Annotated in this window: 13 protein-coding genes, 1 tRNA gene and 1 pseudogene; 11 read left to right on the forward strand and 4 right to left on the reverse strand. The window is 40.4% G+C overall.

Annotated features, from left to right (window positions below):
* Positions 1-441: pseudogene (locus AC6F75_RS07315) on the forward strand (M1 family peptidase); the annotation flags it as partial.
* Between the two features lie 236 nt (positions 442-677).
* On the opposite strand, the gene AC6F75_RS07320 reads toward AC6F75_RS07315, so the two are convergent.
* Both AC6F75_RS07320 and folP read right to left on the reverse strand, forming a co-directional pair.
* Positions 678-3,209, reverse strand: coding sequence for an HAD-IC family P-type ATPase (locus AC6F75_RS07320; RefSeq protein WP_500714321.1), 2,532 nt, complete (start codon positions 3,207-3,209; stop codon positions 678-680).
* An 81-nt stretch (positions 3,210-3,290) separates the two neighbouring features.
* Positions 3,291-4,115 carry a dihydropteroate synthase gene (gene folP / locus AC6F75_RS07325; RefSeq protein WP_500714322.1) on the reverse strand — a complete coding sequence of 275 codons (825 nt, stop codon included), beginning with the start codon at positions 4,113-4,115 and terminating at the stop codon, positions 3,291-3,293.
* Between the two features lie 139 nt (positions 4,116-4,254).
* Between folP and AC6F75_RS07330 the strand changes: the two genes are divergently transcribed.
* From AC6F75_RS07330 to AC6F75_RS07340, 3 genes are all read left to right on the forward strand, one after another.
* Positions 4,255-4,800: a nucleotide modification associated domain-containing protein gene (locus tag AC6F75_RS07330; protein ID WP_500714323.1), complete on the forward strand. Its 546-nt coding sequence runs from the start codon at positions 4,255-4,257 to the stop codon at positions 4,798-4,800.
* 88 nt (positions 4,801-4,888) lie between these two features.
* A complete protein-coding gene (locus AC6F75_RS07335) occupies positions 4,889-5,983 on the forward strand; it encodes a BT_3928 family protein (protein WP_500714324.1) in 1,095 nt (364 codons plus the stop codon).
* 5 nt (positions 5,984-5,988) lie between these two features.
* Positions 5,989-7,062, forward strand: coding sequence for an ABC transporter permease subunit (locus AC6F75_RS07340; RefSeq protein WP_500714325.1), 1,074 nt, complete (start codon positions 5,989-5,991; stop codon positions 7,060-7,062).
* Positions 7,063-7,123: 61 nt separating this feature from the next.
* On the opposite strand, the gene AC6F75_RS07345 is transcribed toward AC6F75_RS07340, so the two are convergent.
* Entirely contained in the window at positions 7,124-7,576 is a 453-nt protein-coding gene (locus AC6F75_RS07345; protein WP_500714326.1) for a type II RES/Xre toxin-antitoxin system toxin, read from the reverse strand.
* Positions 7,577-7,579: 3 nt separating this feature from the next.
* Positions 7,580-8,059 (reverse strand): type II RES/Xre toxin-antitoxin system antitoxin, encoded by a 480-nt coding sequence (locus AC6F75_RS07350; protein ID WP_500714327.1) that lies wholly within the window; start codon positions 8,057-8,059, stop codon positions 7,580-7,582.
* Positions 8,060-8,189: 130 nt separating this feature from the next.
* On the opposite strand from AC6F75_RS07350, the gene tpiA reads away from it, so the two are divergent.
* The 7 genes from tpiA to AC6F75_RS07385 all read left to right on the forward strand — a co-directional run.
* Positions 8,190-8,939 carry a triose-phosphate isomerase gene (gene tpiA / locus AC6F75_RS07355; RefSeq protein WP_500714328.1) on the forward strand — a complete coding sequence of 250 codons (750 nt, stop codon included), beginning with the start codon at positions 8,190-8,192 and terminating at the stop codon, positions 8,937-8,939.
* Complete coding sequence (prmA, locus tag AC6F75_RS07360) at positions 8,939-9,775, forward strand: 50S ribosomal protein L11 methyltransferase (protein ID WP_500714329.1); 837 nt, start codon at positions 8,939-8,941, stop codon at positions 9,773-9,775. Before tpiA ends, prmA begins: the two co-directional genes overlap by 1 nt.
* A 20-nt stretch (positions 9,776-9,795) precedes the next feature.
* Positions 9,796-10,071: an ATP-dependent Clp protease adaptor ClpS gene (locus AC6F75_RS07365; RefSeq protein ID WP_500714330.1), complete on the forward strand. Its 276-nt coding sequence runs from the start codon at positions 9,796-9,798 to the stop codon at positions 10,069-10,071.
* 49 nt (positions 10,072-10,120) lie between these two features.
* A tRNA-His gene (locus tag AC6F75_RS07370) sits at positions 10,121-10,194 on the forward strand.
* 592 nt (positions 10,195-10,786) lie between these two features.
* Positions 10,787-11,143 carry a hypothetical protein gene (locus AC6F75_RS07375; protein ID WP_500714331.1) on the forward strand — a complete coding sequence of 119 codons (357 nt, stop codon included), beginning with the start codon at positions 10,787-10,789 and terminating at the stop codon, positions 11,141-11,143.
* Positions 11,144-11,261: 118 nt separating this feature from the next.
* Positions 11,262-11,780 carry a hypothetical protein gene (locus AC6F75_RS07380; protein ID WP_500714332.1) on the forward strand — a complete coding sequence of 173 codons (519 nt, stop codon included), beginning with the start codon at positions 11,262-11,264 and terminating at the stop codon, positions 11,778-11,780.
* A 233-nt stretch (positions 11,781-12,013) separates the two neighbouring features.
* On the forward strand, positions 12,014-12,444 hold a 431-nt coding region (locus tag AC6F75_RS07385), incomplete at its 3' end, for a saccharopine dehydrogenase NADP-binding domain-containing protein (RefSeq protein WP_500714333.1).

Raw genomic sequence — 12,444 nt, forward strand, 5'->3', positions numbered from 1 at the left:
GTCAATCAAAAAGGCTCAAAAGATATGTATTATAAGGGGGCAAACATCCTGCATACCTTGCGCCAGTTGCTTGAAGACGATGAAAAATGGCTGCAAATCCTTAGAGGACTCAACCGCGACTTTTGGCACCAAACAGTAACCACTGCTCAGATTGAAAACTACATCAGCGAAAAGGCTGGATATGATTTAACACAATTCTTTGACCAGTACCTGAGAGATCATCGTGTTCCTGTAGTTGAATTTAGGATAGACAGTAACGAACTCTCTTTTCGCTACAGCGAAATAATAGACGGTTTTGATATGCCGGTAAGGGCATACATAAACAACGAATTGCAATGGATTTTCCCTAAGGTAGAATGGACAACTAAAAAATTGGAAAAACCTGTAACAAGCTTACGCATAGACCCTAATTTTCTGGTGGATGGGAAGTTGGTGAGGTAGTAGTTTGGGCGACCGATGACAGATGGGTTCAAGGTTTAAAGTTTAAAGATTAAGTTTGTGAGATTTGGAATTTAGCTAACGCTCAGTTCGGCAGGTGGCCTCGTGTGGTGCTTTAAATTTTTAGAGGTTTCGGCTTTGGTTGTACCACAGAGTTACACAGAGCACCTCAGAGTCACACAGTGAGATTTGGAGTTTGGTGCTTGGTGCTTGGTACTTGCTGCTTTAAAATTGGCACTTTACGGGTTAACTCTTACACTTTGTATCCGTTTGGCATTGACCTGCTTAAAATAGATAACAATCTCAATCCAGAATGTGGAAACAAATGCAACCAGTAATGGGAGTAACATATCTAATAACGAAAGCGGAGTGACCTCAAAAAGTGTTTGTGCTGCAGGGACATTGTGAATAACAATCAAAATCAATATGGAGATAGACAAGATGATGGGTATCCATATGTTTTTCCATTTCATTGTTTGCCAAACCGGTGCGGTAAATGAACGATTAATCAGGGTGAGGAAAATGTTTGAAATTAATAGTGTGGAAAACATATAAGACCGCACTGTTTGTTCGTCTGCTCCGTTGGTAAAGATAAAATAGCCCATTCCCAAACAACCCAAAGCAATGACAACTCCCTGAAGGATACTGATTGCCAGTTGTGATGATTCCAGCAAATTAGCTTTTCCTGTTTTTGTGGGGGTATTCATTTCATTATTGGGAACCGGTTCGTTTTCATAAATAATGGAACAAGTGGGTCCCATAATCAATTCCAAAAAAATAACGTGAATGGGGGTGAGTAACATCGAAGGCAACCAACCAAAAAATATGGGGAAGATGACCAGTAAAATAATTGGAACGTGAATAGAAATGATGTACCGAATTGCTTTAGTAAGGTTGATATGAATTCTTCTTCCCAGAAAAATCGCATCGACCATTTTGGATAAATCATCGCCTGAAAGTACCAGACCTGCTGCAGCTTTTGCCACATCTGAACCGCGTTTGCCCATGGCTATACCAATGTGTGCGGCCTTTAAAGCAGGTGCATCGTTTACCCCGTCGCCGGTCATGGAAACCACTTCGCCGTGAGTTTTTAAGGCTTCAATGATTTTAAGTTTGATTTCCGGGGAGACTCTGGCAAAAATAGAATTGTTTTTTACCGCTTCTAAAAGTGCTTTACCTTCAAGATTATTGATTTCATCACCGGTAATCACTTGATCACTTTTTATTCCCACCTGAAAGGCTATGGCTTTTGCGGTAGCAGCAAAGTCACCTGTAATCATTTTTACTGCCACATTGGAATCATAAAAATCACTGATTACCTTTTTTATATTCTCAGCCGGTGGATCATAGAAGGTGATGATTCCTAAAAATGTAAAAGGGGTTTCTTCCTGTGTTTCCGGCAAAGATTCTTTATCCCAAATTCCTTTGGCAACACCTAAAACACGCAAGCCATTTTTCGCGTAAGCAGCTCCTTTTTCTAAAATGTGTTGCTTTTCATGCTCTTCTAAATCACAGAGTTTTAATACCCCCTCCAGAGCCCCTTTACAACTGATGATCAACTCTTTATTTTGGTTGTGAAAAAGGTGGGTCATTACAGGAGGTTTGCCCGCAAGCGGAAACTCTTTGACCATATGAAACTGAGGCCGTAAATCTTCTTTAAAATAGCGACCATACATTTCATGAATAGAGATTTCCATAGAATCAAAAGGACTTACTTCACTGGCCCACATGGCATATTCCAAAACGGAAGTTGCTTTTCCCTCAGCCGGAAAGGAGATTTCATCATCACAGGTGGCGTCATATACTTTAGCAACTTGCATCAGGTTTTGAGTAAGTGTACCTGTTTTATCCACACAAATCACAGTGGCAGACCCCAGTGTTTCCACCGTTTTGGGTGTTTTGGCAATAATTCCCTTTTTAAAGAGGCGGTAAGCTCCAAGTGCCATAAAAGCAGAAAAAGCCACCGGAATTTCCTCAGGAAGCACAGACATGGCCATGGCAAGACCGTGAAGCAAGCCCACTAACAGGTTTTTTGATTCCCACCAATGATAAATCCATACAAAAGCAAAAGCAAATCCCCCCGCGATGACCATTACTTTTACAAATTTGGTCACTTTTATTTGGAGCGGCGTTTGTTCTTTTCCTGTTGAAGCCACCAATTTTCCAATCCCTGATAAGGCGGTGTTTTGACCAACAGCAGTTATTTTCGCATAACAATACCCTCTCACCACAAGGGTGCCTTGATTGATCTCATCTCCTTTGAACCTTTCAACTGCTGCAGACTCTCCGGTGAGTATGGATTCGTTAAGCGAAAAATCATTGGATGCCTCAATCACTGCATCTGCAGAAACTATCATTCCTTCTTCACAGATAAGGATGTCGTTGGTCACCAATTCCTCAGGTGCTATTTCAATAGTCTCCCCATTACGGATGACTTTGGCTTTTTTTTGAGAAATGCGGTTTAGGGCCTTTACGGCTTTTTGACTTCTGAAGTTTTGATAAATGTCGATGGAGGCCACAAACAACAGTGCCAAAAACATCGTAATGGCTTCAGTATATTCCTGCAATATAAAATAAATACCACAAGCAACGAGTAACAAAATAAACATGGGTTCTTTCACAAAAGAAAGGATGTTTTCAAGTAGCAGGTTTTTACTTTTCTCGTTGGTATTCGCGCCATTCAGGCTGCGCTGTTGCAATACCTCATCGTCAGAAAGGCCTGTAAATTCAGGTTTAGAAGATACTGTAGTTGCTTTAGTGATTGCAGGCATCAGCAAATTTTTAACGAACTAAATTAGCTAATTCATTAGTCTGAATCAATGACATAAGTCAGCTTGCAATTGCAAAAGCACTTATGCTGTTAATGCTTCAAACAAATGCACCACCTCTACTGCTTCCTTAACATCGTGAACGCGTAATATCTTTGCCCCTTTAAGCAACGCAATACTATTCAGTGCCGTAGTGCCATTAAGGGCTTCCTGTGGAGTGATGTTTAAGGTTTTGTGTATCATTCCTTTTCGGGAAACTCCAATAAGAATCGGAACATTCAGGTTTTTGAAAAGTTCAAGTTTACTTAATAATTCAAAGTTTTGCGGGATGGTTTTGGCAAAGCCAAATCCGGGGTCGGCTATGATATCGTTGATACCCCATGCCCGAGCAGCGGCCATTCGTTCAGAAAAATAGTGCAACACATCGAGGGTAACATTTTCATAATCGGTGAGGGATTGCATGGTTTGCGGGTTGCCGCGCATATGCATCATTACATAAGGCACTTGCAGTTGTGCTACGGTGGGTAACATGGCTTCATCGCCCATTCCTGCTGAAATATCATTGACAATGGCAGTGCCGCTTTCAACGGCTATTTTGGCCACTTCACTTCTAAAGGTATCGATAGAAATCAGAACTTCGGGAAAATTTTTAAGAACAAGTTCAATTGCAGGAATAACGCGGCTGATTTCTTCGGAAACTGAAATATCAGTAGCGCCGGGTCGCGAACTGTAGCCGCCCATATCAAGGAATGTGGCACCTTCGGTAAGCATTTTTTCGACTTGACTTAATAATGCTGCATCCGTTTTGAGCGCGCCTCCGTCATAAAATGAATCGGGTGTAATGTTGAGGATTCCCATCACTTTGGGAGTGGATAAATCGATAAGTGTTCCTTTGCAGTTGATAGTCATAAGTCAGTTTTCGCGAAAGCGGTATTATTGAACTATTTTTAAAGCAAAAATAACTCTTTCTCTACTTTTTTTTAGGACTTCCCGCGCGAAAGTGTATTTTTGTAGGTAAACCCATTTAAGAGAACATCGTTTTTAGAATATGTCAAAAACCGAACAGCAATACGACGAAGTCATCGCAACCTGCAGGGGCTTGTTTATCAACAAAATGAAAGATTATGGCAGTGCGTGGCGCATATTAAGGTTGCCATCTCTCACTGACCAGATTTTTATCAAGGCACAACGCATCCGCAGTTTGCAGCAGAATGAAGTGAGAAAGGTCAATGAAGATGAAAGTAGCGAGTTTATCGGAATCATCAACTACAGTGTGATGGCGCTTATACAACTGGAAAAAGGCGTGGTGGAACAACCCGATTTAAACCTTGAAGAAGTCACTACCTTGTATGATGAAAAAATCACCGAAACCAAAAGCCTGATGCTAAACAAAAACCACGATTATGGAGAAGCCTGGAGGGATATGCGCGTGAGTTCGTTGACAGATTTGATCATCCAAAAGTTGTTACGCGTCAAGCAAATTGAAGACAATCAGGGCAAAACCTTGGTAAGCGAAGGCATTGATGCCAATTATCAGGATATGATTAATTATGCTGTGTTTGCACTCATACATATAAATGAAAATAAAAAATAAACGCAAAGACCGCAATGAAAGCGCAAAGAACAAGGAAACCCTCTTTGCGCACTCTGCGACTTTGCGGTGAAAAAAAAATTAAATAACAATGAAATTACTCGTTTTTATCTCCCGTATCCTAGTTGGCGGATTGTTTATATTCTCCGGTCTCATCAAACTGAATGACCCTGTGGGGTTTGCGTTTAAGCTGGAAGATTATTTTGCGCCTGATGTATTGAACCTGCAATTTTTAGTGCCTTATGCACTGGCCATTGCCATATTTGTGGTGGTATATGAAGTACTCCTTGGCGTGATGGTCATCATCGGCTATGCTAGAAAATTCACTGTGTGGAGTTTATTGTTGATGATCGTGTTTTTTACGTTCCTTACGTTTTACTCGGCTTATTTCAACAAAGTGACTGACTGCGGTTGTTTTGGTGATGCCATTAAACTCACCCCCTGGGAGTCATTTATCAAAGACATCATATTACTCGTATTTATTTTAATACTGTTTTTCGGAAAGCAATACATCACCCCACTGATTGAAAAGTCTAAATTGAAGTTTATTGTTATGGGTACAATTTTAATCTGTGTATTCATCACTTATCAGGTGCTTAACCATCTGCCTTTTATCGATTTCAGGGCTTATAAAATTGGAAGTAACATTCAGGAATCGATGTCCATTCCTCCTGATGCCCCACGTGCTGTTTTTGAATACAGTTGGAAATTTGATGTGAATGGCGAAGAAAAAGTGGTGACTACTTTTGGAGATTATCCCTCTGTGGATGGTGAATTTTTGGGTGTGGATACCAAAAAAATCAGTGAAGGCTACGTTCCGCCCATACTTGATTTTTCTATCGAAAGCGAGGAAGAAATCCTGACGGATGAGTTTTTAAGTAAAGAAAAACTGGTGATGGTGATTGTTTACAACATAGAACGAAGCAATCCAAAAGGTTTTAAAAACATCAAAAAAACAACCGATAAAGCCATGCAAAAGGGCTATACAGTCATTGGTCTTTCAGCATCCATTGGTGAACCTATCGACCGGTTAAGAGCAGAACACGACTTGAATTTTGATTTTTATTTTTGTGACCAAACAGTACTAAAAACCATCTTGAGAAGCAATCCGGGTATCGTAAAACTTCACAAAGGCACCATAGAGCAGAAATACCACTGGAACGATGCTTTAAAGCTTGAACTTTAATCATTTTGGTCAGGTATGTATTATATAAAATATTTTATGCGTTACTGACCCTGTTGGGTGTGGTAACAGTGATTTTCTTTCTGTTTACCATACTTCCCGGCGATCCTGCCAGAATGATGCTGGGCCAAAACGAAAGCCCGGAGCAAATTGAAGTGGTCAAGAAAAAGTATGGTTTTGACAAACCCATTGGCACACAATACCTTTATTATCTCAACGACCTGTCCCCTATCTCCCTTCACAGCAACAAGGTAGAAGACTACACCTTTTTAAGTCCGGGGAAATACAGTGCAATATCGCTATTTGATTTCGGAAACACAACCGTGGCAATAAAAGTGCCTTACTTCAGGGAATCCTTTCAAAAAAGCGGGAAAAACGTTTCCGAAGTGATTGCTGAAACTTTACCCAACACAATTGTTTTGGCAGTTTCGGCCATAACCATAGCGTTGCTGATTGGTATTTTTTTCGGAATCATTTCAGCCTTGGTCAAAGACAGCTGGATGGATAAAACCATACAGATTTTCAGTACGCTGGGAATGAGCGTTCCCTCCTTTTTCAGTGCCATTTTGTTTGCCTGGTTTTTTGGTTATGTGTTACATCAATACACCAACCTGAACATGACCGGAAGTTTGTATGAAGTGGATGATTTTGGCGAGGGGAAATACATTCAGTGGAAAAACCTGATCCTTCCTGCCATTGTTTTGGGTATTCGCCCTTTGGCGGTGGTCATTCAGCTGATGCGCAACTCCATGTTGGAAGTGTTCAATCAGGACTACATCCGCACCGCACGTGCAAAAGGCTTGAGCACCTATCAGGTCATTAGAAAGCACGCGTTGAAAAATTCATTAAACCCTGTTGTGACCGCCATTTCGGGCTGGTTTGCTTCTATGCTTGCCGGGGCAGTGTTTGTGGAATATATTTTTGGCTGGAACGGACTCGGAAAAGAGATTGTTGACGCGCTCAACACCCTTGATTTACCAATTATTATGGGAGCTGTTATTGTTATAGCAACTATGTTTATCTTAATCAATATCTTTGTAGATATAATTTACGGGATTTTAGATCCGAAAATTAGGGGGTAACTATGAATAGTGATTTTGTTTAAATGGTATTGACGAAAAAGACAAAGGCTTTTTTAAATAATTAACTCTCCCTCAACCTCACATCATAAACAAAATCCTGTACATCAACCTGTTTAAAAAAATGTTTCCCCACCAGCGGATTGATGATATAATTAAATTCCTGATAAATAACCACCGACGGAACTTTAAAACACGGCTCACCATTCTTCAACTTTTCTGTTCCAAAATTTTTAGTAGTAAAGGAAGCGGGAATTTGCTGCCAGTCTTTCGGAAGGGTATTTAATGAAATAGTTTCTATATGGTTATCATCGATTTCAAAGGTAGCCAAACTCAGCTTCCCGGGAATAAACTCAATAGAAACATTTACTAAATATTCCAACACTGCCAAGGCCCGGCTTTCAGAAGTATATATACACGGAAAACCTTCATGATTCCATCTTCCGCCATACAACTTGGAACCCACTCCATCCAAATCGCGAATGAACTGTGTTTTTCCTATTCTGTAAACTAACATACACTAAGAATAAACACCATAGGCAATTCTTCCGATAAGGCTTTTGATTTCTTCACGCCCATATTGATTGTTTACAATATGAAAAGGCACCTCACCGCCCAGACCCTGATTGGGGGCAAACATCCACTTGTTAAAACGGTCCTTATTTTCAAAAACCTCATAACCAAAAGCGTACAAATCTGCAATGGAAACGATTCTTTCACTCACCTGATCATTGAATTTTTCATCGCCCTTTTTATTGATAAGCGTTGCCCTGGTTACTAAAAGTGCATCGGCTAAAGAGCCATAGTCCAGAGAAGTGGCTTTTTTGAAACTTTCCAAATAGCGTTTGGTGATGCCTCGCCGAATGATTTGCATCTTTTCAAATGAAGTTAAAACATTTAATGGCGTGGGCGTATTTGCTACATAATAAACAGTGGGCTCATTTGCAGCGAAAGTGTTTTCTTCAGTGGATTTATATGACTTTGAAAGATGCTTTTTCATTATATCTATAGTTACAATGTATACTTTTATACTTTAATCTATACAAATTTATACTTTTCTCTTTGAACTTACAATTTTTTTAAACATTTTCTTGATGTATCTTTGTTTCGAAATACAAGACCCACCGGTTATGAGAAAGAAAATAATAGCAGCAAACTGGAAAATGTACAAAGACCTGGCAGAGGCCAACGATTTTTTTACCTTTTTTATCGAAAAACTACCCAAAACCGAAGCCGAAATACTCATTGCTCCCGGACTTACAAACCTTTGGCACGCATTTGAAGCAACTAGAAAATATCCCATAGAAATCATTGCACAAAACATGCATCAGGAAGAAAAGGGGGCGTTCACCGGTGAAGTTTCTGCCGAAATGCTTAGAAGCATCGGCATTGAAAGAACCATCATTGGCCACAGTGAGCGCAGGGAATATTTTGGCGAAAACGACATCATCCTAAAGCAAAAAGTCCAAACCGCACTAAAACATAAAATGGACATCGTTTTTTGCGTGGGTGAAAAATTGAGTGACCGGAATGCAAACAAGCACTTTGAATTGGTTAAAAGTCAGTTGCAAACCGCTTTGTTTTCATTAAATAAAAGCGACTGGCAACACATCGTTATAGCTTATGAACCCGTTTGGGCCATCGGCACCGGTGAAACTGCCAGTCCCGAACAAGCACAGGAAATGCATCACTACATCAGGGAAACCATTGCCGGTGCTTTTGGAAGTGATACTGCCGCAGCTGTTTCCATTCTTTACGGCGGAAGTGTCAAACCAGACAACGCCAAAGCCTTGTTCTCTCAACCCGACATCGATGGCGGACTCGTGGGCGGTGCGTCACTTGAAGTTGATTCGTTTATTGAAATTATTAAAGCTGTTTAATGGAAAATCTCTATTTGGAATTTGACTTTAAGGTCAGTCCACTTGAAATAGGCCGCGACATCCTCATTGCCGAACTGGGTTATGCCGGTTTTGAAAGTTTTATTGAAACCGATAAAGGGGTAACCGCATACATTCAGAAAAATGAGTGGAATGAAAATCTATTGGATGATGTTGAGATACTAAAAAATCCAGATTTTCAAATTTCGTTTACACGAAAGGAAATCGAGCAAATCAACTGGAACGAAGAATGGGAAAAAAACTTTGAACCCATACTCGTAGATGATATATGTTCGGTAAGAGCCCCTTTTCACCCAAAGCTCGATGTGGAATTTGACATTGTCATCGAACCCAAAATGTCTTTCGGAACCGGGCATCATGAAACCACCCATATGATGATTCAGCACATTTTAAAAAACGAATGGCAGAATAAAAAAGTGTTGGATATGGGTTGTGGAACGGCTGTACTGGCTATTTTAGCCGAAATGAAAGGCGCAAAACCCATTGATGCCATCGACATTGACAACTGGTGCTACCTGAACTCCATTGAAAATGCCGAACGCAACAACTGCAAGCACATCACCGTGATTGAAGGGGACGCTTCCTTACTGAAAGGAAAAAATTATGAAAAAATTATAGCAAACATCAATAGAAACATACTCTTGAACGATATGGCAGTTTATTCGGCCTGTTTGCCTGAAAAAGGGGAACTTTACCTCAGCGGTTTTTACACTGAAGACCTTGAGGCCATTGAAAAAGAATGCAATAAACACAAGTTGAAACTCGTTGAATATTTGACCCGAAATAACTGGGTGGGGGCAAAATTCATTAAAAGTTAGGAATTTATTATTTTTACAAGGTGAGCAGCAAAGAAAAAATACAAGAAGAAATTGATGTCCTTACAGACGAAGCTAAGGAAAATGAAATCGTTTTGTTTAATGACGATGTCAATACCTTTGACCATGTGATAGAAACCCTAATCTATGCCTGCGACCACACCCCTCTTCAAGCAGAACAATGCGCATGGATTGTCCACTACAAAGGAAAATGCACTGTTAAAACCGGCAGTTATGACGATTTAGAGCCCCGTTGCACCATGCTTCTGGAAGCCGGTTTGAGTGCTGAAATAGTATAATTTATCTTTGCACACACTAAAATAAAACCTATATTTGCACCCGCAAAAAGGCCTCGTGGCGCAACTGAATAGCGCATCTGATTATGGCTCAGAAGGTTACTGGTTTGAATCCAGTCGAGGTCACGAATAATTAGTACAATAAGAAAAAACGCCAAGTTTACTTGAGCGTTTTTTTGTTTGTACTAATTTCAAAGCGGAGCTTTGCCTGGATGCGAAGCACTCCAGTCGAGGTCACTTAAAGCAGAAAGTCCGCTCTTATCAGAGCGGACTTTTTTTTGGTTAATGTAGGGATGGAAAGCTAAAACTTAAGCGAGGTGGGTTAAAGATTCAAAGCCTCTTATTTGCTTCGCCTGCCTGTCTTCGGTAGGTAAATTCGCTATCGCTCGAGTTAATTGCTTCCGGCCTTCGGCGGACACGGCGCACAGCCTACCTTCTCCGCCTTTGGCGGATTCGGTAGGTAAATTCGCTTCGCTCGTGTCTTTGTACTAAATACTTTTTCCGTCTCTTCTATCTACTCTTTACTTTCTTTTCTATTTAAATCTACTTTTGAAACAACAGGGTTTTAACATTTTTTATATATTTGTTTTAGCCTCCGAAGATTTTTTATCCTCAATAGCTTTTCATACTCCGTAGCTTTATGCGAAGGAGGAAAGCAAATGAGAATAACGTAGGGGGCAATATCCCCTTCTTAAATATTCCGCAAAAGACCAACAAAATGGAAACTAACACCATACGTTCAACCAAAAGATGCCCCTATTGTGCTGAAGAAATCATCCTGGAAGCCATAAAATGCAAGCATTGTGGGGAAATCCTGAATGATGAATTTCGTTCACTAAGAAATAAACAACAACCTCCACAAGTTCACAGAATCAGAAAATGGAGCCCGGGTGTGGCTGCACTATTAAGCTTTTTGATTCCCGGGGCCGGGCAAATGTATAAAGGCGATGTGGGCGAGGGAATCTTGTGGTTTATTGTTACAATTATAGGATACATCTTTCTAATTATTCCCGGCTTGATCTTACACCTGATATGCATCCTGACGGCTGTAAATGGAGACCCTTACAGGGATTGATCAAGGTTTTAATATTTCAGTCTTAATACTTAATACTTTGTACATAATACTTCAATTAAAAAACAAATTAATCTATATTTGAACTTATCAAACCATTTACCAATCAATCCACACCACCATGAAAATCCTACCCATACTTATCTTTCTCATTTCACTTACTGCCTTTTCACAGGGCAAAATCGAAAACCTAAAAATTGACTGGCCTGAAGAATATGAATGGGTCATTGGGTCCAATCAGGAAAATGAATCGATGCATATGATCGAATTGATACCCAAAAGCCAGACTTTGCAGGATTGGAAAATAATCGGGACCATGATCTCCATTAAAGGGATTAACAACGTCCCGATGGATGTGTACATGGATTTAATGTATAACCAAATGAAACAAAGCGCACCCAAAGCAAAATTAACAGTGCTTGAAAAAGATGAAACCGGCAAGAACCATTGGGCACTTTTTACCATTGAATCACCGCGGTTTAAAGATGACCCCACACCGGAATCCCAACTTTACTATGTGATACAAGGAGACTCCTCTTTATACTCCAATCTAATAGCCGTTAAAGAGAAAAAGCTGAGCAAAGCATTTATTGAAAAATGGAGTGCCGTTTTTAAAGCCAGTGAATTGGTGCATCAATAAACTATCTATACAGTATCTATACACCATCTAAACAGTAACAATCCTTAACGTACTTTCGCCACAAAGTCACAAAGACACGAAGGTACACAAAGAAAATCATTAAAAATGAATCACCTTTGCTCCCCCTCTACTTGTCACCTTGTCACCTTGCCTCCCTGTCTTATGTCCTAAGTCAAGTCTTAATTCTTAATTCTTAATCCTTAATTCTTCGTACATTTATTCAACTTTAAGCCATGAAAAATCATCACACCATCATTATTGCAGGAGCAGGGGGCATTGCTGAGGCTGTTGCCCTGATACTCGCCGAATGGAGTACCGTTACCCCTACCCTTTTTATTGGGAACAGAACACTTTCCAAAGCGGAAAAGCTGGTGAAATGGGTTGCCGATGGCACTACCCGCGACTGTACCATAAAGGCCTTTCATCTTTTGGAAGCGGGTATTTCTGAAGAAATGAAACAGGTTTTTGAGCAAGGGGACATTCTTCTCGATTGCTTGCCCGGCACCCAGGCGCCAAAGATGGCCGGCTTTGCAAAGGAGTTTCATATGCATTACGCCAACCTCACCGAATATGTGGCAGAGACCAATCAAATAAAAGCATTGGCCAAAGAGGCCTCCACAGGTTTTATCTTACAGACCGGTCTCGCTCCGGGTTATATCGATGT

Source organism: Planktosalinus sp., assembly GCF_059864935.1.

Coding starts and splice junctions, on each gene's coding strand:
- AC6F75_RS07320 (WP_500714321.1), bottom strand. CDS start 3,209: ATGCCTGCAATCACTAAAGCAACTACAGTATCTTCTAAACCTGAATTT.
- folP (WP_500714322.1), bottom strand. CDS start 4,115: ATGACTATCAACTGCAAAGGAACACTTATCGATTTATCCACTCCCAAA.
- AC6F75_RS07330 (WP_500714323.1), top strand. CDS start 4,255: ATGTCAAAAACCGAACAGCAATACGACGAAGTCATCGCAACCTGCAGG.
- AC6F75_RS07335 (WP_500714324.1), top strand. CDS start 4,889: ATGAAATTACTCGTTTTTATCTCCCGTATCCTAGTTGGCGGATTGTTT.
- AC6F75_RS07345 (WP_500714326.1), bottom strand. CDS start 7,576: ATGTTAGTTTACAGAATAGGAAAAACACAGTTCATTCGCGATTTGGAT.
- AC6F75_RS07350 (WP_500714327.1), bottom strand. CDS start 8,059: ATGAAAAAGCATCTTTCAAAGTCATATAAATCCACTGAAGAAAACACT.
- tpiA (WP_500714328.1), top strand. CDS start 8,190: ATGAGAAAGAAAATAATAGCAGCAAACTGGAAAATGTACAAAGACCTG.
- prmA (WP_500714329.1), top strand. CDS start 8,939: ATGGAAAATCTCTATTTGGAATTTGACTTTAAGGTCAGTCCACTTGAA.
- AC6F75_RS07375 (WP_500714331.1), top strand. CDS start 10,787: ATGGAAACTAACACCATACGTTCAACCAAAAGATGCCCCTATTGTGCT.
- AC6F75_RS07380 (WP_500714332.1), top strand. CDS start 11,262: ATGAAAATCCTACCCATACTTATCTTTCTCATTTCACTTACTGCCTTT.